The organism is Bacillus sp. LK2, from assembly GCF_001043575.1.
Classification (GTDB): Bacteria; Bacillota; Bacilli; order Bacillales; family Bacillaceae_G; genus Bacillus_A; species Bacillus_A paramycoides.
This window is the reverse complement of sequence record NZ_LDUK01000019.1, coordinates 54,191-80,154: the sequence shown is the minus strand read 5'-3', so window position 1 is coordinate 80,154 and position 25,964 is coordinate 54,191. Positions and strand designations below refer to the sequence as shown.

The window sequence follows — 25,964 nt, the reverse complement described above, 5'->3', positions numbered from 1 at the left end:
AAATGGGTTGGATTTTCGTATTTTGTGCTGCAATTAGTGAAATAGTCGGTGTGATAGGCCTTAAAATGTATAGTAAAGATAAGACGTTAGCAAATGGAGCGATTTATATAGGTGGATTTGCAACTTCCTTCGCATTCTTATACACATCTTTCTTGTTCTTACAAGTAAGTGTGGCCTATGCGGTTTGGATTGGCATTGGAACAGCAGGCGCAGTTTTATTAAATATGTTTCTGTTTGGTGAATCGAAAAGTAAGGCACGTATTATTAGTGTAGCTCTTATTGTATGCGGAGTGACGGGATTAAAGGCTCTTTCTTAAGAAGTATACTATAGCACAAATTATATATTATATTTTTGTCTCCTAATAGAACAATGAATCGTCTATTAGGAGATTTTTTCTATATAATAAGATGAAATAATACACTATGATTGACAGTATAATGCACTTTCTTATAAAATGAGTGACAGTCATTCAATACGCGTGTGAAAGGGTTTAGATGATGAATAAAAAAGAGAAAATTATCTTTGCAGCTATTGAAGTGTTTCAGGAAAAGGGCGTTGAAAAAACAAAAATTTCTGATATCGTGAAATTGGCTGGTATTGCGCAAGGAACTTTCTATTTATATTTTCCTTCTAAGTTATCTGTTATGCCTGCAATAGCAGAAGTGATGGTTGAAAAGATGATACTTGCAGTAAAAGAAAAGGTACAGAACGATGGACCTTTTTCAAAGAAAGTTACGCAAGTAATAGATGCTGTTTTTGACTTTATAGCGGAATATCGTGAGATACAAGCTTTAATGTATGCGGGTATTGCATCTACTGAACATATAAAAGAATGGGAAGCTGTATATGAGCCTCTTTATAAATGGCTAAGTGAATTTTTAAGCGAAGCAAAAGAATTAGGTGAAATTCGTGATTCAATTCATGCAGAAAGAACAGCAAAGCTATTTATCGCTCTTGTTGAATCAGCAGCTGAACAAGTTCATTTATATGATCATAAAGATGATGAGCAAGTTGAACTCCAAAAAGCAGAGGTGTTAGATTTTTTAACACATGCACTACATATAAAGTGAAACTTTAATCAGTGGGGGGACATTTCCCACTGATTATTAGCCCACACCAATCGGGCATTTAAGGGCAGTTATCTCCCGCATAACTTCCTCGCATTCGCCGAATTTTGAGGTGGGAGTCTTACTGCCCGCAAATAGCGAGGTAAAAGAATAAACGACTGGGTGAATTCATCAGAAATAAAAGGGTGGATTCATTTCATGCACAAACTGAATGATAATCATTCAGTTTGTTTTTATGCATATGCTGAAGGGTAAAGCGAAACTTTAATCAGTATGGGGGTTCCACCCTCACCAATTGGGATAAAGAAAAAACTTCTTGGGCATTATTTTTGAGAGGAATTGTACAGAAATGAGTTTTATGGGAAGAGGTGTTAATCATTGAAGAAACCAATAAAAGAACAAAAGATGGTATTAATCATTCTTCTAAGTAATATATTTATTGCTTTTTTAGGCATTGGATTAATCATTCCAGTTATGCCGTCCTTTATGAATGATATGAATTTAACAGGGAAAACGATGGGATATCTCGTTGCAGTATTTGCAATGGCCCAGCTTCTTACTTCACCAATTACTGGTCGATGGGTCGACCTTTACGGTAGGAAGAAAATGATTATCATTGGATTATTTATTTTTGGAGTTTCAGAGCTTCTTTTTGGATTAGGAAAAGATGTATGGATGCTTTATGTAGCAAGGATGCTGGGCGGGATTAGTGCTGCGTTTATTATGCCAGGTGTTACAGCATATGTTGCTGATATTACATCTATTCAGGAACGTCCAAAAGCGATGGGATATCTGTCTGCGGCTATTAGTACTGGCTTTATAATAGGACCTGGAATCGGCGGATTTATTGCAGAATATGGTATACGTGTACCGTTCTTTGTGGCAGCAGTTATTGCCTTTATGACATGCATTATTTCTATATTTATTTTGAAAGAGCCGTTAACGAAAGAGGAGCTTGCAGAGATTTCTACTAATACGAAGGAATCAAGTTTTATCGGAGATTTAAAGAAATCTTTAAATCCAATGTATGCTATAGCATTTATTATTGTATTTGTACTCGCATTCGGTTTATCCGCATATGAAACTGTTTTTAGTCTGTTTTCTGATCATAAATTTGGTTTCACACCGAAGGATATTGCTGCAATTATTACAATTAGTTCAATTTTTGGGGTAGTTGTACAAGTATTTATGTTTGGGAAATTAGTGGACATATTTGGTGAAAAAATGCTAATTCAATTATGTTTAATTGTAGGAGCAGTGTTAGCGTTTGTTTCAACAATAGTCTTTAATTATTGGATTGTGCTCCTTGTTACTTGTTTTATTTTCTTAGCTTTCGATTTACTGCGTCCAGCGTTAACGACGTTTTTATCAAAAGCAGCTGGAAAAGAGCAAGGGTTTGTTGCTGGAATGAACTCAACTTATACGAGCTTAGGAAATATTGTTGGACCAGCGATGGGTGGAATATTATTTGATGTAAATATTCATTATCCATATGCTTTCTCAGGAGTTGTTTTAATAGTTGGTCTCGGCATTACATTTATGTGGAGAGAGAAGCAGTTAGCTGAAAGTTTGGCGAGGTAATTTAATAAGTAACGAAAAACCCCTTACCGTTGTAAGGGGTTTTTATTTTATAAATTTAATCCAAACCGTTTTAATTCTATAAAGATACTTTCTAATTGCTTTCCTTTATCCGTCAATGTGTACTCTACACGAGGCGGAACTTCTGGATACACTTTTCTCGTTATAATCCCTTGCGTTTCTAACTCTTTTAGTCGAAGTGACAATGTTTTCGGACTAATGCCATTCATTGATTTTTGTAAATCACTAAAGCGTAATGTTCCTTCAATTTAAGAAATACGTTGAAAATCTTTACTCATACAGGACTGTTTTAGTTTTTTTGATTTTATTAAATATTTAATATCAGAGGTGTTATCATATGAAAGCTGAATATGATAATAGTTAATATACTCAAATAATGCAACAACATAAACAAATAGGGAGAATGATAGCCCGCCAAAAGGTAAGTGGGGATACCAAATCAAAAAATCGATAATAAACATAATAAGTCCTGTGATAATCAATCCTATATTTATCTTTTTTAGTCTTTTTAAATATTGAATGATCCAAATAGGCGTAACAGATGTTTTTTCTTTTTTTAGTCTTTTCCACTTTACGTACCAGTAAACCGTTCCTTGTAGTAAGAGAAACTCTAAAAGAAGAAATGAGACCCAAAAAGAATATAGGGAATATAAATGTAATGTAGGATAAGCATAATTAATTAAATAACTTGCACAAATAAAAGTAATGACTGAAAATAACTCACCTGTGTATAGATAGGAAAGCCTTTTTTCTAGGTTGCCTTTCATGGTTTCTCTCCTTTTATAAAGAATATATATGCGAAACCCTCACATTTTAGTACGGGGATGGCTGTATCCATAACTTCGCAAAATTCGCCCAACCGAATGAATCAATTGTTACGTTTTTTAAAGAAGAGGGATATGTTTTTCTTTTTAAAACGTGATAGTTAAATAAAATAATGTATTCAGCTTGCAAAAACTCTTCAATTTCATACATAAGTTCATAGCGCTTTTCTTTATTTTCTTCTAATAAAAAGGTATCTAGTAAAAAATTAATTTGTTTTTCATAGTGCGGGTCCATGAACCGATTTACGAAGCAACTTTTATTTTTAAATACATTTAAGAATGCCATTTCATGTTCGGTGGCAAAAACTTCTCCCATTAAAATAATATCGGCATGTTTATCAATAGAACGATCCATATAATCTGAAACGAGAAATGGGTGAAGTTCTACTTGCACTCCTAATTGTTCGCAACGTTCTTTTAGGAAGTCTGCGTCGTTTGTACTATCTTTAAATGCGAAGAAGTAAATATGTATCGTTTCTCCATTGTATGTGCTCTTTTTCAAATATTCTTTCGCTTTTTCTAAAGAATAGGATCTTCTCGGGGTTTGATGACGGCTTCTTTCAGGAAAGAAGCTTGATGCAGCAATTGTTCGTCTTCCTTCTATGTTACAAAGTATCGTTTCAACATCATATATTTCTCTCCAAGCTTTACGAAAGTAAATATCGTGGTGGGGACCAGGTTTTGTAAAATTGAAGCTAGCATAAATGCAACCTATTTCTTCTATTTGAATATCGTGTCTTTCGTTTTCATCTTCATTTGGCAGCTCATAATCAGAATGTATTTTCACATGATCTGGAATACGCCAAAACTCAATACGGTCTAGTAACGCACGCTCTTTAAAATAATGGGTGAAAGCTTCGAGTACGATATTATCTTCAGAGTAATGAGCAAGTTTAAAAGGTCCAGTACCTATGTAGTGATGATTTTGAATGACTGCATCATGTGGCAAGATTGCGAGCTGCATGGAACTCACATAATGTAAGAAAAATAAGTTCGGTTTTGCTAAATGGAATCGTATTTGCAGTGGTGATGGTGTTTCAATTTGAACAATTTCTTCTGTTAACCATTCGAAAGGAGATTGGACTTGCTTTAATCTTTCAAATGAAAATTGAACATCTTTAGAAGTTAAAAGAGTTTCGTTATGAAAATGTATATCTTTTCGTAAATGAAAGGTCCACGTAAGTTGATCCTGACTTAATTCCCACGTATGAGCAAGATGTGGTTCCATTTTTTCTGTAACATCGTTATAAACGACTAATGTATCAAAAATTTGACTAGTAAGATGGCTCTCCGTAGTTACAGCCGCAAAAGCCGGATCTAACGGTAATATCTTTCTTGATATAGGGATCTTTAATATGTCGTACATATCATTTGAAGGTTCATAGCCAAAATGATGATGTAGTTTACTTTCTATTTTTTTCTGAAGTGCAAGAGGAAGGGGTTCTTTTAAAAGAAGAAAGATATCTTTTAACTTTTCTTGCTCTAAAAGTTCATCTGTATATAATTCAATTGCTTCTATTAAAGTATGTGAAAATATAATTTCCGTCTTATTCCCGCGGCCTCGCCCTGGAGTCCAGCAAATTAATTGTTCTTCGCTCATTTTCTTTAATAAAATCTTCACGTTTTTCGTACTGCAATATAAAATATCCGCTAATTCTTGTAAGCTATTTCGCATATGCTGTTGATCTTGTACATGCAGCCTTAGTCTAATATAATAGTCCATAATTTTCATATGTATACACGTCCTTCTGTATAAAAGGGGAAACTCTTTAGAATATTCTAACCTTTTTCTTCCTCTTTTTCAAAGTAAAATGAATAAGCATAAGGAGGGAGAAACGATGGGGTTTTGGAGTATGCATCGAAATATAAAAATTAGAATTATAACATCATTTTTAACACGAACTGTATCAACGATGATTTTTCCATTTATGGCGATTTATTTTTCAATAAAATTAGGCAGTGCGATTGCTGGCGCTTTACTACTAATTAATGTGTTAGCTTCATTAATAATTGGTTTATATGGCGGGTATATTGGAGATCGGCTTGGGCGTAAAAAAGTAATGATTATAGGTCAAAGTATACAGGCCGTTTCCATTGCTTGTATGGGAGTTGCGAATTCGGATTACGTAGACTCACCGTGGTTAACGTTTTTATTTATGTTAGTAAATAGCTTAGGATCTGGACTTATGAATCCAGCGACCGAGGCGATGTTAATAGATGTGAGTACACCTGAAAATCGAAAGGTGATGTACAGCATTAACTACTGGGCTATTAACTTATCCATTGCAATTGGAGCGATATTTGGTGGATTACTATTTGAAAACTATCGCTTACAATTGTTTATTGTATTAACGGCTGTTGCTGTAATCACTTTATATGTTATGGCTGTATATATAGAAGAAGTGTATGTGGCTCGCAAAACAGTAGAGAAGAAAAATGTATTAAGAGATATGGCGGAAAGTTATAAAGTTGTTATGAAAGACCGAGCGTTTTTAATCTTTTGTGCAGCGAGTATATGTACGTTATCTTTAGAGTTTCAAATTAATAATTATTTAGGGGTGCGTTTGCAGAAGGAATTTGAAACGGTTCACTTTTTATTCGGAAATGGTTTTACGTTTGATTTAACAGGTATTCGAATGCTGAGCTGGATATCTGCAGAGAATACAATTTTAGTTGTTTTATGTTCGGCGCTTATTATTAAGATGTTAAAGCGTTTCAACGATTTGAAAATCTTGTATGTAGGTTTATTCATTTACACAATTGGATTTACAATACTCGGAACGAGCAATAGCTTATGGATTTTATTAATTGCAGGGCTATTCCAAACAGTAGGAGAGATGATGTATGTTCCGGTTCGTCAATCCATTATGGCAGATATGGTGCCAAATGAGGCGAGAGGTTCATATATGGCGATTAACGGAATGGTCTTTCAAGTAGCGAAAATGAACGGTGCATTAGGTGTTATGTTAGGTTCATTTATTGCATCTTGGGGAATGAGTGCTCTATATTTTATCGTTGGTATGAGCAGTATTTTATTATTTATGAAGGCAATTGGGAAAGAGAAGTATCAGGATGAGAGAGAAGTTTCGCAGATTGGATAAAACTATATGAAAAGCGAACTAGCTATACGGGGACTCGCTTTTTATATAGCCCCTAAAACGGATCAACTTCAGCTAAGTCAGGATTGGCGTTAGGATTAGTTAACAAATTCTTCAGTACACCTACTTCAGAGAGAGCGACGAGAATATAACCACTAATGAGGACGATGATTCCGATGATCCGTAATGTTTGTAGTGTAATGTCACGGCTATTTTCTTCTGAGTTATTTTTGGGGGGAGAAGGTGGATTGTTGTTCATAGTAGAGCTCCCATCTTTTTTATTTGTCCCGCATTAACGGGCAGTAAGACTCCCACCTCAAAATTCGGCTGTAAAGCAAAGGAGTTAGGTGGGAGATCAACTGCCCGTAAAAGCCCGATTGGTTCAACTAATAATCAGTGGGGGATGAACAAAACCCCCACTGATTAAAGTTTCACTTTATATGTGCGAAATTATTATTTAACTTATGGATAGGGATTGTATAGTCATTTTCACTATATGAGAAATGCCTACGAAAAGTGATTAGAAATTTTGGGACGAGAAAAGAGGCTGCTATGTGCAGCCTCTTTTTGAACTAAAACGAAGAAATCCTCTTCTTTGTTTTCGGTATGATAATAAATTTGATCCATAGCATTCCTATTACTACAATGATAAAGCTAATTAATAATTGTCTTGTAGCAATAAGTACAACGCCTGAAAATACAACTAATTGAATGCTTATTAACATAAAAATTAAGCTGAGAAATTGATTCATTCTTTCATCGGTGCTAATTGGATATAATGCTACGATAATATTTCCCGAAAAATACTTCCACAGGGAACGAAGCTGCATAGAGATCATATATAGGACGCCGTAAGCGATAGCGCCTTTCACGTAAATATTCGGTACAAAATATAGGGTGAAGGCACCGAGAATACTTAAGCGAATATATATACCGAAATAATCATTACCACGTAAAAACGCTAGTGTATGTAAATAGAAGAATGTTGCTTGTTTTTTATGTAATATAGGTTCAATCCAATTTGTAAGCCATTTTCTTTTGTTTACTTGTTTATTCATTTGCGGAACATCAGTGAAGATGCTAGCGAATTGATAAAAGCGTATGTTCATTTTTTCTTCTTGCTCGATTATGTATTCCCACGGTATTCGTTTTGTGGGCTGTTTTTTCGTATAAAGAAGTAGGAAAGCAAGAAGTAATAGTAATCCGCCTAACACAATGATTTTTGCAATATAAAACAGCATGTAAATGATAAGTGTGTTACAAGCAATACGAATGATAAGCCATATATTTTTTTCATGACTATCACGCCATATCCAATGTATGTATATGTTCCAGCCTTTTAAAATCATCAAAACGATAAAGCTTATACATAAAAAAGGTACGGTTAATTGTAATGATTGCATGGCAAGCGGTACCATGATAAGGAACGTAAATACGAGTGGGAAAAGCTGAATGATGTAATTATATAGAAGAGATTTTTTAAAATAAGATGTTAATTTCTCTTCTAGTGCTAGCAAATAGACAGCGTCAGGTTTTTGCATAAAGGTGCGAATTGGGCATCTTGTTATAATGAGTGTAAGTACGGCTGTGATGAGTAATAAAGATATTCCTTTAGACGGAGATGCTTTCAAAAACTGAGCGTAATAATATGCACCAACGCATGTAATAAAGATAAAGCTATATAGTAAACCGTTAATCATACGTGCAAAGTATGTGATGATATTTTGAATATGTTGTTGGAAGCGACTGCTCCATAGCGATTCGATTGACATGTTTTTCACCTCTTTGTTCTATTATATATGTTTTATTAAGTAAAAAACGAGCAAATTGCGTTATGCAACTTGCTCGTTTTTCTTTTCGTTATTTTTTTTCTGATCACGATTCATTAATGGATAGAAGGCAAAGCCGATTACGAATAAACCAATTCCGAGAAGGAATGTTTTTATATCGGATGCGCCGGTTTTAATAACCCATAGTGCATAGCAAAGTGCGATAACTGCGACTATGCCATCCATAATTCTTGCCCGCATTTCATTTTTATATGTTTCACCAGTTGCGACTAGTTTTAACTGGAAGATTGGTGAAACGAGATATGGAATGAGATAGGCTAAAGTTGATACTGTAATAACGAATGTATAAGCTTCCGCGATTGTTCCTGATAATGTTGAGAATAAGAACACTTGCGACATAATGTTTGTTAATCGTAGTGAATAGATTGGGCTTCCTTTTTTATTTGTTTTTGTAAAGAAGGAAGGGAAGAAACCTTCTTTTGCTGCTTGATAAGGTACTTCTGAGCTTAATAAAATCCAGCCTAATATTGAACCGAATAGGGAAGTAAGAGCAAGTAATGCCATAAGTTTCCCACCGCCATGACCCATCGCTGCGTTTAATGCGTCTGCTAATGGACGTTCAGAAGCTTGTAATTTATCAACATGAAGTACACCCATTGTTAAAATTGTAATTCCTAAGTAAATTGCAACTGTAATAAGTAAACCTGCAACAGTTGCACGCTTTACCGTTTTTGGAGAAACAGCACGGTTTGATAAAAGAACTGCGGATTCAATTCCGATAAATGCCCAAAGCGTTGTTAGAGCAGCTAAGTTTACTTGTGATAGAAGACCGTGTGATACGCCTTCTTTATCGATCATCGGTGTGTACCATTGTCCAAACTTTGAAGCTTCGAATGCAAATAAAGTAACGACGATGAATAGAAGGAATCCAGTTACCTTTGTTGTTGTTGCTAAGAAGTTTAGTTTTCCGGCTCCGCTTACACCGTTTGTTAAAATGATATGAGTTCCCCATAGTAAGATGGAACAAATAGTAAATGTAATAAGTTTTCCAACTTCTACGTTAAAAGAACCGATTGAAAACAATAGTCGTGTATCTTTCATAATCGGGAAGAAGAGTGATAAATATCCCGCAAAAGATGTAATGATGGCAACGTTACTTGCCCAGTTTGCAACCCAATATCCCCACACCATGCTGAAACCAGCCATTTTTTTCTTTTTTGGTGATGAGAATAAAGCATATGCATGACTTTGTGGTCCTGTCGTTAAATCAGGACGACGAATTGCTAAATTACCGAAAACAAGAGCTAGCATTAAAACACCAAACCCTGTTGTTAACCAAGCTAAAGTGACACCGAGAGGGCTTGCTGTTTGTGCTAACGTACTTGGCACCATGAAAATACCAGCGCCAACCATGTTACCGACAACGAAAGCTGTTAGTACCCAAAAGCCCCATTTTTTTTGTTGCATAGAAAATACCTCCAAAGTTAGTATAACCAAGTCAAGCGAGGAGATATGTATGTCTTCCAGGTAAGGAAGAGAAGTTCCAAACAAAACAAAAAAAGCACGTAAACTTGCCGCTACATGCTTTCTATCTTATAAGAAACCCACGACATACCTCTCGATAGCTCTCCACAAACGAAACGTTTGTGACAGTTCTGCACTTATTAAATGCAGACCCAGCAAGCGTGCATGGTGGACACGGCTTACTTCGGCAACCATTCCTTTCTCATTCATTCATCAATGCCACTACATCTCCTGAAATGATACTCTTAATGATTGCAACCTCTACCTCACCGAGATACGAATGAGGATTTAAATATTAAATTAACGTATTTAAGAGTAACAAATGAATTTTTATACGTCAATGGATATAGTAATAATCAGATTATAGAGAAGAGTATGTTATTAGAGGCTTGGAGGGTTTGAAATAAAAAGCAGCTGACCTAAATATTAGATCAGCTGCTGAATATAAGATTAAACTAAGTTTAATACAGTTACTTTTTCACGTGTCATAGACTCAAGGCTCTTACGAATACCTTGTGCGCCCATACCTGAACCTTTTACACCGATGAATGGGAAGTGGTCAGGGCCGCGCTCTGTGCGTCCGTTAATTTGAACAGAACCAGTTTCGATTTTGTTAGCAATTGCAAATGCTTTGTTAATGTCTTTTGTGAAGACACTTGCTTGCAGACCGAACTCTGATTTGTTAGCAATTTCAATTGCTTGTTCATCTGAAGAAACACGGATGATTGGAAGGATTGGCCCGAATGGCTCTTCCCAAGCAACTTTCATTTCTTCTGTTACGTGGTCGATTAATGTTGGGTAAATTAAGTTACGCTCACGTTTGTTACCGATAACGATTGTTGCACCTTTTTCAGCAGCATCGTCAACTAAACCTTGAACGAAGTCAGCAGATTTATCGTCGATTAATGGAACGATTGTGCTGTCTTGTTCTGGAGATCCAACTGATAATTTAGCTACTTGCTCTTTTAATAAGCCAACAAGCTCGTCCGCTACGTTTTCGTGTACAAGTACACGTTTAATAGCTGTACAACGTTGACCAGAGTAAGAGAATGCACCGCTTACGATATGATTTGCAGCATCTTGTAAGTCAGCATCTTCACGAACGATACCAGGGTCTTTACCACCAAGTTCTAATACAAGTGGAATCATTGCAGCTTTTTTCGCTAAATGTTTACCTGTGTTTGTACCACCTGTGAACGATACCATATTGATGCCTTCGTGCTCTACTAAGTAGTCGCCAATTACAGAACCGCGTCCTGTAGCTACGTTTACAAGACCTTTTGGAAGGCCAGCTTTATGAAGTGCTTCAACCATTTTAATACCACTAATTGCACCTTGAGTTGCTGGTTTGAAAATAACAGCGTTACCCATAATTAATGCTGGTGCAAGTTTTGCAGCAGATAAGTTTACTGGGTAGTTAAATGGTGCGATTGCTAATACAACACCAAGTGGTGCGCGTTGGATAATCGCAAGTTTAGATTTTGTTCCGCCAGGGAAGCTATCGCCCATCATGCTTTCTCCGTGCATATGAAGAGCTTCTTCAATAGTGTAACGAATGAAGTCAGCTGTACGAACAACTTCTTTTTTCGCATCTTTATATCCTTTACCGACTTCTTTCATAATGATATCGGCAATTTCATCTTGCATATTTACGAGCTCATCAGCCCATTTATATAAATATTTTGCGCGATCTTGTAGAGAAGCTTCTGCCCATGATTTTTGAGCTTCTTTTGCAGATGCAATTGCTTCGTCTACTTCTCCGCGAGTAATTGCTTGTACTTGACCAATTACTTCGTGTAAGTATGGAGATGGAATTTCGATTGTTTGACCTGAAGAGCTTTCTCTCCATTCTCCGTTTAAATAAAATTTGTACGTATTGCTAGTTGTCATGATTAGTCCTCCTAAAATAGCAACTTGTAAGAGTGAGTATAAGGTGATTGTAGGAGGTTTGATAATATTTTTCAAATGAAATATTTGTGAAAACGATTTCTTATTATTTTTTTATTTTGTATGCCCTTTCTTACAGAAGATTCTCTTATTTCAAACTGGATTATAAGTAGAATGCATCACGTTCATTTTTTATGATAAAAGATTATTTTATTCTATAGCTAAAAAAACAATTGACAGAATACTCAATAAAGTTATAAGATTATAAATGGAAAATAAATGAAAGGGGTGTGCGTAATGATTGTAATCGTAAATGTAATGGGCTTAGCTCTGTTAAATGGCGGAAAACATTCATATCATTACGCAACCCGTGCGGATATATAGGACTTTTTTGTCTTATGAGAAGCGTACGTTGCGTATATCGTAACGTACGCTTTTATGCATTCCTTTGCATATCGTCAAGCGGCGGTATGCTTTTTTTTGTCTAATTTGCTTGTTTCCATACTTTGTATGGTAACTATAAAAATCAGAATTTGGAAGGTGGAAAAATGTGATGAAATGCTGCGGTTTTCAAAATGTAAATGAGATGACTCTAGATAGCGGATAAAAAGCTTCCGTCAAATAAGAACGAGAAGGGAGAGGTTATATTGTTTTCAGTACTGCAAAAATTAGGATGGTTTTTTAAAGAACATTGGAAAAGGTATAGTATCGCAATTGGGGTACTTTTAATTGTAAACGTAATAGAGGTAATTCCTCCGAAGGTGTTAGGAATTACAATTGATAATATTAAAACAGGAGCCTTAACGAACGAGGCGATTATGCAATATATTTTTATTTTACTTGGGGTAACGATAGGCGGGTATGTGCTCACTTTTATTTGGCAGCATCAACTATTTGGTGGGGCGTTCGTACTTGAGAAAACGATGCGTTCAAAATTTATGGGGCATTTACTCAAGATGACGCCGACGTTTTATCAAAAAAATCGTACTGGCGATTTAATGGCGCGAGCGACGAATGACTTAAAAGCAATTGCGATGACAGCAGGTTTTGGTATATTAACGCTCGTTGATTCTAGTCTATATATGCTTACAATCGTTTGTATGATGGGCTTTTCAATTAGTTGGCAGCTAACATTTGCTGCGCTTATACCGCTTCCGATTATGGCGTATGCGATGAATATATACGGAAAGAAATTGCATGAACGATTTACAGTTGCACAAGATGCGTTCGGAGATATGAATGATAAAGTGCTTGAATCAATTGCTGGTGTACGCGTTATTCGTGCGTACGTACAAGAAAATGCTGATCAAGAAAGGTTTCACCATTTAGGGGATGACGTATACGAGAAAAATATGAAGGTAGCAAGAATCGATGCGCTATTCCAGCCAACTGTGAAAATGCTCGTTGGTCTTAGTTATTTAATTGGTCTAGTGTACGGTGCATATCTCGTATTCCAATCAAAAGTAACACTTGGGGAACTCGTTTCTTTTAACGTCTATTTAGGTATGATGATTTGGCCGATGTTTGCAATTGGTGAATTGATTAATGTTATGCAAAGAGGAAATGCTTCGTTAGATCGTGTGAATGAAACGTTAGCTTATGAACCGGATGTAAAGAATCCAAAAAATCCAAAGGTTGTACAAGAGCCGGATTACATTCAGTTTGATAATGTTTCTTTTTCATATCCTTCATCAAATGAAACAAATTTAAAAAATGTTTCGTTCTCATTAAAACAAGGAGAGACACTTGGAGTTGTTGGGAAAACAGGAAGCGGGAAAACGACGCTCGTTCGTCAGCTTCTTCGTCAATATCCACTTGGAGAAGGAGATATTGCAGTTTCTGATGTGAAGCTAGACAAAATGACGAATGATAACGTACTTGGCTGGATTGGATATGTACCTCAGGAACACATTTTATTCTCAAAAACAGCGAAGGAAAATATTTTATTCGGAAACAGAGAAGCGACGGAAGAAGAACTTGAAAAAGCGATTGAAATAGCTGCGTTTAAAAAGGATTTAGAGTTTTTACCGGAAGGTTTAGAAACGCTTGTTGGAGAGAAAGGTGTTTCTTTATCAGGTGGGCAAAAGCAAAGGATTTCGATTGCGAGAGCTGTTATTCAAAACCCGGAAATCTTAATTTTAGACGATTCTTTATCAGCTGTTGATGCTCGTACTGAAGCGGCAATTATTGAAAATATACGAACAGAAAGAAGCGGGAAGACGACGATTATCACGACGCATCGTTTATCAGCGGTACAGCACGCAGATTGGATTCTCGTTATGGATAACGGTGAAGTTATTGAAGAAGGTTCGCACGAGGCGCTCGTTCGAAATGGGGGCTGGTATGCTGAGCAGTTCGAACGGCAGCAAGGTGAAGGTGCGGATAGTGGGGTGAAAATATGAGCGTTTCAAAACGATTGTTTCAATATGCGATGAAAGTGAAAGGGCCAATTTTTGCAGCTATGGCGATGCTATTTGTTTTCGTCATTGCAGAGCTTGCAGGTCCGTTCGTCGCAAAAACGATGATTGATGAGCATATCGTTGGAATAGAGAGACCTTGGTATGAAACAGAAAAGAGTGCGGATGCTGTTTCGTATAATGGCGCCTTTTATAAGCGAGGCGATCGCTTTCAGGAAGGTGAGAAAAAAGGGAAGGAAGTTCGAGTTATTCAAGTTGGTTTTCAGTACTATTTTGTGCCGAATAAAATAACGCTTGAAGGTTCTCGGTCCGTTAAGGGTGATGTGATTACCGTTCAGAGTGGTAAGGCCGTGCAGGTGTATAAAGCGAAAGCATTAACGAAAGAAGAAGTATTTGCGTTTTATAAACCAGAAATAAACCGACTATTACTACTTGGCGGTGGATATTTCGCTTTATTAGTAGTCGTATCATTATTTGCGTACGGAAAGCAGTTCTTCTTACAGAAAGCTGCAAACAAAATTATTCAAATTATGAGGGAGGATGTCTTTTCTCATATACAAACGTTGCCGATTCGTTATTTTGATCATTTACCAGCAGGGAAAATTGTTTCGCGTGTAACGAATGATACAGAGGCAATTCGTGATTTATATGTAACGGTACTTGCGACATTCGTCTCTAGTATTATTTATATTATTGGGATATTTGCTGCGCTATTTTTACTCGATGTAAAACTCGCGATGTTCTGTTTATTAATTATCCCGATTTTAATTGTTTGGGCGATTTTGTATAGAAAGTATGCGTCTGTATACAATCATAAAATGCGGTCGCGTTTATCGGATATTAACGGAACAGTGAATGAATCGATTCAAGGGATGCCGATCATTCAAGCATTCCGTCAAGAGCGCGAAACGAAGAAGGAATTTGAAGAGTTAAATGGCGATTATTTTAAATATCAAAATAAAATTTTAAATTTAAATGCAGCAACATCGCATAACTTAGTGTCTGTATTAAGAAACATCGCTTTTACAGGAGTGATTTGGTATTTCGGTGGTGCTTCATTAAGTGCTACGGGTATTGTTTCACTCGGGGTACTGTATGCTTTCGTTGATTATTTAACGAGATTATTCTCGCCAATTACAAATATGGTGAATCAGCTTGCTAACTTAGAGCAATCACGTGTTGCATCAGAGCGTGTTTTTGAATTGTTAGAGGAAAAAGGAGAGGCAGTAGAAGAAGAACGTATGCCTCGCTTAAACGGAAATGTGAAATTTGATAATGTGTCATTTTCTTATAATGGGAAAGATGAAGTGTTAAAAAATATTTCTTTTGAAGCGAAACAAGGGGAGACAGTGGCACTTGTTGGTCATACTGGATCAGGAAAAAGTTCCATTATGAATGTACTCTTCCAATTTTATGAATTTCAAAAAGGAAAGCTTACGATTGATGGTCACGATGTAACAGAAATGCCGAAACAGGCAACTCGTGAACATATGGGAATTGTATTGCAAGATCCGTTTTTATTTAGCGGAACAGTCGCATCCAATGTCAGCTTAGAAAATGAAAAAATTTCAAAAGAGCGTATCGTAAAGGCGTTACGTGATGTTGGTGCCGAAAGATTTGCGAACAATTTAGATGAAGAAATTACGGAGAAGGGAAGTACACTTTCAACCGGAGAACGTCAGCTTATATCGTTTGCTAGGGCGCTTGCTTTTGATCCAGCGATTTTAATTTTAGATGAAGCGACTTCTAGTATTGATACAGAGACAGAAGCGATGATTCAACAAGCGTTAGAAGTTGTGAAAAAAGGAAGAACGACGTTTATTATCGCTCATCGTCTTTCAACAATTAAGAGTGCTGATCAAATTATTGTGCTTGATAGAGGAAAGATTTTGGAAAAAGGATCTCATGATGAATTAATGAAAAAGCGCGGGCGTTATTACGATATGTATAAAACGCAAATGGAAGGAAACCAGAGCGCTTAATATTTAGAAGAACTTGCGCTTTTCGCAAGTTCTTTATTGATTAAAATTATATCGACGTTTTGACAAAGGCTATCGATTCTTCGATAAATCATGACAAGCAAGAATAATAAGAAGTATTGTTTTACCTTTTTCTATATAAATGCTATATTAAAAAATGTTACTTATTTTTTGTATGTAGCGTTATTTTTCCATTTTGTTTGATTATGAAGAAAAAGGTTAAACTAAATAAGAACATTTTCATTGAAAAATTGTTCAAGATTGCATACAATCAATATAGTTTTTAAATTCCTATCAGAATACTTGGAGGATCACGGTCATGAAAAAATTATTTTCAGTGCTTGCAGTAACTACATTAGCAATTGGGATTGTAGCGGGCTGCGGCAAAGAAGAGAAAAAAGATACAGCTAGTCAAGATGCGTTACAAAAGATAAAACAAAGTGGTGAACTTGTAATTGGAACAGAAGGTACATATCCACCGTTCACATTCCACGATTCAAGCAATAAATTAACTGGATTTGACGTTGAGCTATCAGAAGAAGTTGCAAAACGTTTAGGTGTAAAGCCTGTATTTAAAGAAACACAATGGGACAGCTTACTTGCTGGTTTAGACGCAAAACGTTTCGACATGGTTGCTAACGAAGTTGGTATTCGTGAAGATCGTCAAAAGAAATATGACTTCTCTAGTCCATACGTTTCATCTTCAGCGGTATTAGTTATTGCGAAGGATAAAGATAAACCTGCTACATTTACTGATGTAAAAGGATTAAAAGCAGCACAATCTTTAACAAGTAACTATGCAGATATTGCTAAGAAAAATGGTGCGGAAATCACTAATGTAGAAGGCTTTAGCCAAGCGGCAGAATTATTAAACACTGGCCGTGTTGATTTCACAATTAATGATAAGTTATCAGTATTAAACTACTTAGAAACAAAGAAAGATGCAAAAATTAAAATTGTAGATACAGAAAAAGAAGCATCACAAAGTGGTTTCCTATTCCGCAAAGGTAGCGACAAGCTTGTACAAGAAGTAAATAAAGCGTTAGAAGATATGAAAAAAGATGGTACGTACGACAAAATAGCGAAAAAATGGTTCGGTGAAAATGTATCTAAGTAGTGCATTGGTCTCAGATCGATTGTCTACATGGGTAGATATTATGCAGTCTTCCTTCATGCCTATGCTGAAGGAAGCTGTGTTTACGACAATTCCATTAACGCTTGTTACGTTTATTATCGGTATTATACTTGCGACGTTAACAGCGCTCGCGCGTATTTCAGGTAGTCGTATTTTACAATGGATTGCTCGTATCTATGTATCTATCATTCGCGGAACGCCACTTCTTGTACAGTTATTTATTATTTTCTATGGTCTTCCAACTCTTAATATTGAGGTTGAGCCATATACAGCAGCAGTTGTTGGATTTTCATTAAATGTCGGTGCATATGCATCTGAAATTATTCGTGCTTCTATTCTTTCTATTCCGAAAGGGCAGTGGGAAGCAGCTTACACAATTGGGATGACATACCCGCAAGCGTTAAAACGTGTTATTTTACCACAAGCAACGCGTGTATCCATTCCGCCGCTTTCGAATACATTTATTAGTTTAGTGAAGGATACTTCATTAGCATCGTTAATTTTAGTAACAGAAATGTTCCGAAAAGCGCAGGAAATTGCGGCAATGAACTATGAGTTTTTAATCGTTTATTTCGAAGCAGGTCTTATTTATTGGGTAATTTGCTTCCTATTATCTATTGTGCAACAAATATTAGAAAAACGTTCTGAACGTTACACTCTAAAATAATCCTTTCATAAAAGGAGTTTTTGTTTTTATGATTTCAATTCAACGTTTACAAAAAAGTTTCGGAGATAATACCGTACTAAAACATATAGATTTATCAGTTGAGAAGGGCGAAGTTGTTGTTATTATCGGGCCATCTGGATCTGGTAAAACGACATTTCTACGTTGCCTCAATGTGTTAGAAACACCGAACGCTGGTAGCATTCGCATCGGTAATAAAGAGCTCGATTTCTCTAAAAAAGTATCGAAGAAAGATATTGTAAATCTTCGTACGCAAACAGGTATGGTATTCCAGCACCATAATCTATTTCCGCATTTAACAGCACTTCAAAATGTAATGGAAGGGCTCGTTACAGTGAAGAAGATGGGGAAAGAAGAGGCGAAGAAAAAAGCAAACTACTTCCTTGAAAAAGTTGGTCTTGCGGATAAAGTAGATTTATATCCGTTCCAATTATCAGGCGGACAACAACAGCGCGTCGGAATCGCTCGTGCACTTGCGATGGAGCCGGAAGTTTTACTATTTGATGAGCCAACGTCAGCGCTTGATCCGGAACTAGTTCAAGAAGTTTTAAAGGTAATGAAAGAACTTGCTAAAGAAGGAATGACGATGGTCATTGTAACGCATGAAATGCGCTTTGCTCATCAAATTGCGAACCGTGTTATTTTCATGGATGGCGGTGTCGTTGTCGAACAAGGTACACCAGAAGATGTATTTACAAATCCAAAAGAAGAACGAACGAAGAAATTTTTACAAATGTTGCAGTAAATAAGAAAGGTCTCAGGGCATATGCCCTGAGACCTTTTTGCCATATATATTTATTTTTGGAATCCACCAAGGCTTTGTTCAGCCATTGCAACTAAACGTTTTGTAATTTCTCCACCAACAGAACCGTTAGCGCGAGCCGTAGAATCTGCTCCTAATTGTACACCAAATTCTTGAGCGATTTCGTACTTCATTTGATCGATTGCAGCTGTTGCTCCTGGTACTACTAATTGATTGTAAGAACTTTGGTTTGCCATAGGAATATATCCTCCTTAGAGTGTAAAAGTTTTTTTGGTTGGACTAGCTGGAGTTGAACCAGATTACCGCCCCGTTTGGCGCTAATCCATCGGTAATTAAGTTTGTACTCATAGTATGGATGTTACCTAGAAAGATATACAAAATAATAATTTGTAAATTTTGTAAAAAACTTCGCTATTTTGTAAATTATGAAATAAGAGTAATCGTTGTATTTTTAAGAAAGAAGGCTAAACTAAGAGCGATATCATATGCGTGTTTTTTCTTTGTATAACCAGCTTGGCTTACTTAACTTATGATTTGTTAAAGTGAGATAAATTACAGCTTAGTAATATAAAAACTAAAAAGGCATCAATTTCGTATTTCTGTTTTAACCCGGGAGGGGGCAGAAAAAGGAACTGACCGCTTCTATGCAGGGCTAGATGCTCTCTTCAATCTAAAAAAAGAGGCTTTTTACAGATGTTTAAACGATAACGTATGGAGGAATAGCGATGGGAATTTGTCCGCTTTGCAACGCACTAGAATTACAAACATATTCTTGTCAAAATTGCCAAGGTGTACTCCAAGATTATGGGAAAACTGTAGATTACTTAGATAATTACAGTGCATATTTGGATCAGGAATTATTAAGTGCGATAGACGGTTTAACAAATAATAATTCACAAGAGTATTGCAATCATGTGTTTTATTGCGGAGTATGTAATCTGGAAACGGAAGTTGTAGTGAAGCTCATATAAAGTGAAACTTTAATCAGTGGGGGTTTTGTTCATCCCCCACTGATTATCAGCCCTCACCAATCGGGATAAATAGAAAACTTCCACCTTATGAGTGAGGTGGAAGTTTTTGTATTTGTGAGTTAATCATAGGGGAAGGGATATTTTCGGTGTTTGACGAAGGCTCTGATTTTATTTGAGACATTTTTTCTTTCGTGTCGCGCAAAGAATGTTCAGTTAAATAGATGGCATATTCATAAAATAATTGGCGTGTAAGTTCACTTTGTTCTTTTAACTTTTCATCTTGGAATACAGTTCGCCCAGGTTTAGAATTTGCTTCAAATAGCCATGGGTTTTCCATCGTGTCTAAACCGATATCAAAACCGATTTCGCCAATGTTCCCGGTTACTTGTTTATCGAGTGCATAACTTATTTGTAAGGCTGTTTGTTTTAATTTATTTTCAATTCGAACTTGCTTTGTTGAATCAGGAAAAAGTTCCTGAAGTAATTTTGTATCACCACCGCTATTTACATGAGTTGTTAAGCTACCTTTGCCAGCGATTTTGGCGACAATTGCACTAACTATCCAATTGCCAAAATGGTTTTTATTTGTATGGATGCGAAAATCGACGGGTTGCCCCTCGAAGCGGAGCAATGAGATGCCTTGCTGTACGATAAAATTTTTTAAATCATGTCCTTTTAACACATGGTTAAGAAGTGCTTCTAATGATTGATACTTCCTTAGTTTGTTTTGGTCATTTTCACGATAACGACAATAGTAGCGATTCTCTGCTTGAGAATAGAGTATTTGATGAATATTTCTCCCGAAGCTACCATGTATCGGTTTCATATAAATATACTTATACGTACCAAGAAGTCGTTCTACTTGTTCAAAATGTTGAAAAGCTTCTGTTTTTGGCAAGAATGGTTTAATCGAATTTTCTTTCATTAGGAGTTGATGAACTTCCCATTTGTTGAAAAACCCTGGATTAAACCATGGGATTGCATAGTCGCGTTCTAATCGTTTCTTTGCTCTCACGATTGGTTTGTAATTTTCTGATTGGCGATTTGGTAATCGGTCGTAAATGACATTCGGTAAAGGGACTTTGTTTTTTACCCATTTTCCTTCTTGAAAGAAGTACCCTTCAATTGTTTCTTCTTCCCAATTTATATGTTGAACGCCAAAGACAAATACAAATGGTCGTAATGTGAATGATGGTGTTAGTAACTCACCGAGAGAAGTTGAACGATTTCCTAAAGGAGTGGGTGAGTCATCGTTAAAGCCAGTTGTAAAAATCCCGATTAATGGGCCAAAAATGATTGTTTGATTTTGTGTGAGGGCATGGATTGTCGTCGAATGTGGAAGTAAAAGTCGGTCTGCAATTTGTTTTCCGATAATGATTTCTCGAGTAAATGAATAATGAATTTTAATATTCTCACATGCGATATAGCGTACACCAAAGGAAAGGGATGTAATCGGTGGTGTAATAGAAAAAACGTAAGGTAAAGTAATACTATTTGGATACTCATCTGAAATGTTTAATGTATATACGTGCTCTTTCAACAGAGTTTCTCCTCCTTTCATTATGGTGTGAAACGGCTAAACTTTAATGGACCATGAAAAATTTGCTCAGCTAACTGATCATTGTATCTGGTGTAAATTTCGTATGACGGCATCGTATTGACGTACATAAGCCAAATGGCCCCTTTCTGATCCATAATGGTAGAAAGTTCTAGTTCGAATAATGAAGAATATGACTGATCAAGTGTTTGAAAAACTTCAGTTACAACGTCATGTAAAGCATCTTTCAATAATTGAACGCCAGTTGAAGAAAGTAAATATTTAATTTTAGAAAATGGATGTAACATAGAACGTTCTGTTGCTGAAAGTAAAAATTGTGCAGGGAATGAACCTTTTTGTATAAATTGACCGAGCACTTCCCAATTCTGCTCTTTATTTTTTTGTATAATGGTTCGAATATGAATTGGATATGATAGTTGATTTGGAGGTTGTAGCATTGGGTGAATCATATGACGGGATAATTGTATGTTAAATTTACACCATGATATAAATTCATCGGTCCGTTTAAATTGAGTAGAAGTATGATGCTGTTCATTTATTGTATCGATATGAAATGTTTTATTTTTGTAAGTGGCTCGATATACATCTTCATTGGAATGTATATTCAGTGGTCTTATAATAATATCTCTTGTTTCTAGTAGTAATTTGAAAATTCCTTGTACTGTTCCTTTTTTAATTTTTGGTATGTAAGGGGAAAGACGTTTATTAGCAAGAAAAAGATTGTGTAAATTGCTTGGATTAATAAGCGTGTTATTTAAAAAAGTAGTGGAAGAACGTTTGTGTAATGAATGAATAATCGGTTTTGCTTGTTGGAATTCCTCATCCTCTTTGAAATGACAACGATCATATATATATGAAGGAATGGGAAAGGTTTGATCTATCCAATTTCCTGTATCTGTATCGTAAATAAGACCGGAAACAAGATCTGTCTTTGAATCAATGCTAAACGGTGTGAATTGGGCAACGACGTTATGATAAAGTCGAGCTCGCTTAGCGATTTCGGTGTAATACGTTTGCTCATGATGAAATTGAGAAGTTAAAAGACCAAGAACCAACGAAATCACTCCTTTATTAACAAGATGTTTGCATAATAGGCGAAGCTATATATTGCAAATACGTTTTTATACCATTATACTTTTGTCCGTATGACGATATGCTATCGTTTTAGAGAAGTGAAAGGTTGATTATAATGAATATATGGTTGAATATGTTAACAACGACAGGGCTCGGGGCAATTATTGGAGGATACACGAATCATTTAGCGATAAAAATGTTATTTCGTCCTCATCGTCCTATTTATATTGGGAAGTTTCAAGTTCCATTTACGCCGGGGTTAATTCCGAAGCGCCGTGATGAGCTTGCTGTTCAATTAGGGAAAATGGTTGTAGATCACTTGTTAACACCAGAAGGAATCGGAAAGAAACTAACGAATGAAGAGTTTCAAAAAAGTTTAATCCACTGGGCGCAGGTGGAAGTGGATAAAGTAATTACGAATGAACAGTCGTTACGAGATATGTTAGAAAAATGGAATATAGCACATGTAGAAGAAGAGGCGACTCAAAAAATCGAACATGTTATTACAGAAAAAACTCATGCATTTTTAGCAGAGTACTATACATATACATGGGAACAAGCCTTACCTCAGTCTGTTCATGAAAAAGTAGAGAATGCGATTCCAAATGTAGCGTCTTTTATTTTGAATAGAGGGATTAGCTTTTTTGAAAGTGAAGAAGGAAAGGCACGTCTTTCAAAAATGATTGATGACTTTTTTGCTTCTCGAGGAACGTTGCTTAACTTAGTTGGTATGTTTTTAGGGAATGTAAGTTTAGTGGATCGTGTGCAGCCGGAAGTTATTAAGTTTTTAGGACAAGATGGAACAGGGCAACTTTTAACTGATGTACTGCAAAAAGAGTGGGAAAAGTTAAAAGGAAGAGACGTAAAAGAATTAGAAACGTTCGTAGAGAAAGAAATGATTGTGAGCTCCATATTGTCAGCGGTTAAAGTAGAGGAAACAGTGAGTAGATTTTTAAATCAGTCTGTTCAGCAAGTATGTGAGCCGGTTCGAGAAACGATCGTTGAAAAAGTGGTCCCTAGCCTGATGCAGAAAGGCTTGAAGTGGGGGACAGAAAACGTCGGAGATATATTGAAAAATCTACACCTTGCGGAAATCGTCCAGCAAGAAGTATCTACATTTTCAACAGAGAGACTAGAAGATCTCGTATTATCCATTACAAAAAATGAGTTAAAAATGATTACATATTTAGGGGCGTTATTAGGAGGAACGATTGGATTTATTCAAGGCTTGTTGCTCTTATTCTTTAAGTAATAAAGGTGGGTACATAGAAAGAAAAGTGAAATTTCTTCACATCTCTTGCATAGTTTGATATGGTAAGAAGAGGTGCGGATAAAAAGCACTTAAAAGGCAGTGCGTACGAAAAGCGCTAGCCTTCTAAAGGAGGAAAAATAAAATGACAAAAAACATTCATGATGTTGCATATGAATTACAAAAAGCAATCGCTGAAAACGAAGATTTCCAAACATTAAAAGCAAGCTACGCAGCAGTACAAGGAGATGCAGCTTCAAAGAACTTATTTGAAGAGTTCCGTACAATGCAACTTGGTTTACAACAAAAAATGATGCAAGGCCAAGAAATCACTGAAGAAGATAACCAAAAAGCACAAGAAGTTGTAACTCGCATTCAACAAGATGCAAAAATCACAAAGTTAATGGAAACTGAGCAACGTTTAAACATCGTTATCACTGACGTTAACAAAATCATCATGAAGCCACTTGAAGAATTATATAGCGCGCAACAAGCGTAATGATAGAAGACGCTCCAGGGATGGGGCGTCTTTTTTTGTTTAGGGAAGTTGATAGTTATATCACAAAAAATCCCTTTCAAAATAGCCATTTTTTAGTGGTTATTTTGAAGGGGATATGTAATACATCTTTTAATTTTCTTTATTGCTGTTAATTGAAGTTTTAATATTTTTTTCGTTCAAAAACTTTTCAATCTCTTTTTGCTTTCGGCCATTAACTTCCTCAAAGCGTTTTGTAAAAGAAAAATCGGTCTTGAATAAGTTACCATCTTGGGCGAGTTTGTCTAATTCTTGATCTAGTTCTACGAAAATAGCCGTAGATGATGACATAAATTCATAGATTTTTTTTGAAGGTTTTTTATAATCATTAGGTAAATTATTATTACTAATAAACTCATGGAAATTCATATCGTTTTGTTTCGCTAAATCGATTAGTTTTTGTAATTTTTCTCGGTCAGATTCAGTAAAATTCTTATCAGAAGTTGTTGAAGCGAGAGGAATGATATTTTCAGATAACTCCCAACTATAATCTATATAATTTTTTATACTTTGTTTCATTTCATCTTCATTAATAGTTTCATTCTTTTTTGAGGAACTAAATATATTTTCTGGGATTTTAATAGTAACATCTTTAATAGATTGTACATCGTCTAATTTATCATCTTGTGCATCGTTTGCTTCATTAGATTGTGCATTGTGTGAACAAGCTGATATAAATAAAAGAGTAAGCAGCATGAGTAGATATAAAGTATATTTCTTCATTTTAATCTCCTTTTTCATTCATTAGTATCTTTGTAAAACGGCTAAATTCCATTTTAAATACTTTACTAAAAGTGAGTATACATGTTTTATCATTTGGTAAGATATTATAGAAATTAGTAAGCCGATGCAAAAAGCTAGGAACACACTATATACATCTGAATAACTGATTTGATGAAACCCTTTAAAAAATCCTAATCCTAGTAATAAGATAGGTGAAATGATTAATAATGGAGTGGCAATTATAAGTGCTAGAAGAATCGGTAATAGAAAGAGTAACAAGAAAAAGGCGATAATGATAAATATAAAGTTCAAAAAACTTAAGCTCATAACAGAAAATATTGCTGTTATAATATTTTTGAGGCTGCGTTTATGATCGGCGTTGCTTATAGCATATGTAACATTAAGTTCTTTAGCGATAGTTTTAGGGTTTCCTAGCTTTTTAGAAATTTCTTCTTCAGACTTCCCATCCTGTTTACCACTGATAAAATGAGTTTCGTACTCCGAGATCATATCTTGTCTTTCTGAATTAGGCATATTCCTTAGAAAAGAATTAAGTTGTTTTAAAAATTCACTTTTGTTCATTTCAATCACTTTCCTTTATAAAATGATTAATCACATCTGAGAATCTTATCTATTTTTTTATAAACAGCACAACCTTTCTGCACTTTTGAAATGGATACATACAGATTCCAATTAATGGTTATTCAATTATTTACAAATATACCATTTACTAGTGTTCTTTGCAAGGTACTGTAATATTGTTAATACCATGAATAGGTGAAAGTCTATTTATATATTTCTAGAGGGGGATATCTATAACAAGAAGCATAATATTGCCCAAGTGGCAAAGTTATGGTTTAAATCACAAAGATTCTAATGAATAAGCTAATCATTTCGAATATCCTACACTGATAAGTATTTTTATTTATTATTTTGTAAAATTCCTGGCAAATTTATGGGTAAAGTGACAATATCAGAATGGTATTTTAAGATAAATAATTGTAAGCGTATTCTTTAGTGGTTGTCAAAATACTGTCAAATTCATCTCATTGGAAAAATAATGTATTTGTAATATAATGATAAAC

General features: G+C 35.6%; 23 protein-coding genes, 1 pseudogene and 1 riboswitch. Of the genes and pseudogenes, 12 read left to right on the top strand and 12 right to left on the bottom strand.

The genetic code is table 11. The features are described 5' to 3' along the window. Nucleotides 1-2: 2 nt before the first annotated feature. The 3 genes from VK90_RS13825 to VK90_RS13815 all read left to right on the top strand — a co-directional run bounded on the left by VK90_RS13825 (nucleotide 3) and on the right by VK90_RS13815 (nucleotide 2,649). Nucleotides 3-317: a DMT family transporter gene (locus tag VK90_RS13825; protein WP_048373562.1), complete on the top strand. Its 315-nt coding sequence runs from the start codon at nucleotides 3-5 to the stop codon at nucleotides 315-317. Between the two features lie 178 nt (nucleotides 318-495). Then, entirely contained in the window at nucleotides 496-1,071 is a 576-nt protein-coding gene (locus tag VK90_RS13820) for a TetR family transcriptional regulator (protein ID WP_048373560.1), read from the top strand. A gap of 375 nt (nucleotides 1,072-1,446) precedes the next feature. Continuing rightward, nucleotides 1,447-2,649: an MFS transporter gene (locus VK90_RS13815; protein WP_048373559.1), complete on the top strand. Its 1,203-nt coding sequence runs from the start codon at nucleotides 1,447-1,449 to the stop codon at nucleotides 2,647-2,649. A 47-nt stretch (nucleotides 2,650-2,696) separates the two neighbouring features. On the opposite strand, the pseudogene VK90_RS13810 reads toward VK90_RS13815, so the two are convergent. The 3 genes and pseudogenes from VK90_RS13810 to VK90_RS13800 all read right to left on the bottom strand — a co-directional run. Continuing rightward, nucleotides 2,697-2,915, bottom strand: a pseudogene (locus VK90_RS13810) (winged helix-turn-helix transcriptional regulator); the annotation flags it as partial. Further along, complete coding sequence (locus tag VK90_RS13805) at nucleotides 2,916-3,434, bottom strand: hypothetical protein (RefSeq protein ID WP_048373557.1); 519 nt, start codon at nucleotides 3,432-3,434, stop codon at nucleotides 2,916-2,918. A 46-nt stretch (nucleotides 3,435-3,480) separates the two neighbouring features. Beyond that, nucleotides 3,481-5,223, bottom strand: coding sequence for an SgrR family transcriptional regulator (locus VK90_RS13800; RefSeq protein WP_048373554.1), 1,743 nt, complete (start codon nucleotides 5,221-5,223; stop codon nucleotides 3,481-3,483). A gap of 106 nt (nucleotides 5,224-5,329) precedes the next feature. Between VK90_RS13800 and VK90_RS13795 the strand changes: the two genes are divergently transcribed. Next, complete coding sequence (locus tag VK90_RS13795) at nucleotides 5,330-6,592, top strand: MDR family MFS transporter (protein ID WP_048373553.1); 1,263 nt, start codon at nucleotides 5,330-5,332, stop codon at nucleotides 6,590-6,592. A gap of 52 nt (nucleotides 6,593-6,644) precedes the next feature. Here VK90_RS13795 and VK90_RS13790 read toward each other — a convergent pair whose 3' ends face one another. The 4 genes from VK90_RS13790 to gapN form a co-directional block, all read right to left on the bottom strand. Continuing rightward, entirely contained in the window at nucleotides 6,645-6,848 is a 204-nt protein-coding gene (locus VK90_RS13790) for a hypothetical protein (RefSeq protein ID WP_048373552.1), read from the bottom strand. A 313-nt stretch (nucleotides 6,849-7,161) separates the two neighbouring features. Next, nucleotides 7,162-8,361 (bottom strand): ABC transporter permease, encoded by a 1,200-nt coding sequence (locus VK90_RS13785; RefSeq protein ID WP_048373550.1) that lies wholly within the window; start codon nucleotides 8,359-8,361, stop codon nucleotides 7,162-7,164. A gap of 60 nt (nucleotides 8,362-8,421) precedes the next feature. Continuing rightward, on the bottom strand, nucleotides 8,422-9,846 hold the full coding sequence (locus tag VK90_RS13780; protein WP_048373547.1) for an amino acid permease: 1,425 nt from the start codon (nucleotides 9,844-9,846) through the stop codon (nucleotides 8,422-8,424). A gap of 147 nt (nucleotides 9,847-9,993) precedes the next feature. After that, nucleotides 9,994-10,175, bottom strand: a riboswitch (Lysine riboswitch). 178 nt (nucleotides 10,176-10,353) lie between these two features. After that, nucleotides 10,354-11,793: an NADP-dependent glyceraldehyde-3-phosphate dehydrogenase gene (gene gapN / locus VK90_RS13775; RefSeq protein WP_048373546.1), complete on the bottom strand. Its 1,440-nt coding sequence runs from the start codon at nucleotides 11,791-11,793 to the stop codon at nucleotides 10,354-10,356. A gap of 644 nt (nucleotides 11,794-12,437) precedes the next feature. On the opposite strand from gapN, the gene VK90_RS13770 reads away from it, so the two are divergent. From VK90_RS13770 to VK90_RS13750, 5 genes are all read left to right on the top strand, one after another. Beyond that, entirely contained in the window at nucleotides 12,438-14,192 is a 1,755-nt protein-coding gene (locus VK90_RS13770) for an ABC transporter ATP-binding protein (protein WP_048373543.1), read from the top strand. Then, entirely contained in the window at nucleotides 14,189-16,189 is a 2,001-nt protein-coding gene (locus VK90_RS13765) for an ABC transporter ATP-binding protein (RefSeq protein WP_048373541.1), read from the top strand. Before VK90_RS13770 ends, VK90_RS13765 begins: the two co-directional genes overlap by 4 nt. Before the next feature lie 316 nt (nucleotides 16,190-16,505). Further along, nucleotides 16,506-17,303 (top strand): amino acid ABC transporter substrate-binding protein, encoded by a 798-nt coding sequence (locus tag VK90_RS13760; protein ID WP_048373539.1) that lies wholly within the window; start codon nucleotides 16,506-16,508, stop codon nucleotides 17,301-17,303. After that, entirely contained in the window at nucleotides 17,290-17,988 is a 699-nt protein-coding gene (locus VK90_RS13755; RefSeq protein WP_025150287.1) for an amino acid ABC transporter permease, read from the top strand. The genes VK90_RS13760 and VK90_RS13755 overlap by 14 nt, the downstream gene beginning before the upstream one ends. Nucleotides 17,989-18,016: 28 nt before the next feature. Then, entirely contained in the window at nucleotides 18,017-18,751 is a 735-nt protein-coding gene (locus VK90_RS13750) for an amino acid ABC transporter ATP-binding protein (protein ID WP_002170550.1), read from the top strand. A gap of 50 nt (nucleotides 18,752-18,801) precedes the next feature. Here the strand turns inward: VK90_RS13750 and sasP are convergent, their stop codons facing one another. Continuing rightward, entirely contained in the window at nucleotides 18,802-19,005 is a 204-nt protein-coding gene (gene sasP, locus VK90_RS13745) for a small acid-soluble spore protein, SasP family (RefSeq protein WP_000013349.1), read from the bottom strand. A 489-nt stretch (nucleotides 19,006-19,494) separates the two neighbouring features. Here sasP and VK90_RS13740 point away from each other — a divergent pair, with 489 nt between their 5' ends. Beyond that, a complete protein-coding gene (locus VK90_RS13740) occupies nucleotides 19,495-19,740 on the top strand; it encodes a hypothetical protein (protein WP_048373536.1) in 246 nt (81 codons plus the stop codon). Between the two features lie 85 nt (nucleotides 19,741-19,825). Here VK90_RS13740 and VK90_RS13735 read toward each other — a convergent pair whose 3' ends face one another. Both VK90_RS13735 and VK90_RS13730 read right to left on the bottom strand, forming a co-directional pair. After that, nucleotides 19,826-21,280 carry a YheC/YheD family endospore coat-associated protein gene (locus tag VK90_RS13735; RefSeq protein ID WP_048373534.1) on the bottom strand — a complete coding sequence of 485 codons (1,455 nt, stop codon included), beginning with the start codon at nucleotides 21,278-21,280 and terminating at the stop codon, nucleotides 19,826-19,828. Nucleotides 21,281-21,300: 20 nt separating this feature from the next. Next, entirely contained in the window at nucleotides 21,301-22,353 is a 1,053-nt protein-coding gene (locus tag VK90_RS13730) for a YheC/YheD family protein (RefSeq protein WP_048373531.1), read from the bottom strand. Between the two features lie 125 nt (nucleotides 22,354-22,478). On the opposite strand from VK90_RS13730, the gene VK90_RS13725 reads away from it, so the two are divergent. Together VK90_RS13725 and VK90_RS13720 are read left to right on the top strand one after the other, a co-directional pair. Further along, the gene (locus tag VK90_RS13725) at nucleotides 22,479-23,624 is read left to right on the top strand and encodes a DUF445 domain-containing protein (RefSeq protein ID WP_048373529.1); all 1,146 of its coding nucleotides are present in this window, start codon (nucleotides 22,479-22,481) and stop codon (nucleotides 23,622-23,624) included. Between the two features lie 142 nt (nucleotides 23,625-23,766). Beyond that, nucleotides 23,767-24,120 (top strand): YlbF/YmcA family competence regulator, encoded by a 354-nt coding sequence (locus VK90_RS13720; RefSeq protein WP_002170555.1) that lies wholly within the window; start codon nucleotides 23,767-23,769, stop codon nucleotides 24,118-24,120. A 129-nt stretch (nucleotides 24,121-24,249) separates the two neighbouring features. Here the strand turns inward: VK90_RS13720 and VK90_RS13715 are convergent, their stop codons facing one another. Together VK90_RS13715 and VK90_RS13710 are read right to left on the bottom strand one after the other, a co-directional pair. Then, nucleotides 24,250-24,879, bottom strand: a complete 630-nt coding sequence (locus VK90_RS13715) for an NDxxF motif lipoprotein (protein WP_048373527.1) — start codon at nucleotides 24,877-24,879, stop codon at nucleotides 24,250-24,252. Nucleotides 24,880-24,900: 21 nt separating this feature from the next. Continuing rightward, nucleotides 24,901-25,461, bottom strand: coding sequence for an HAAS signaling domain-containing protein (locus VK90_RS13710; protein ID WP_048373526.1), 561 nt, complete (start codon nucleotides 25,459-25,461; stop codon nucleotides 24,901-24,903). Nucleotides 25,462-25,964: the final 503 nt, after the last annotated feature.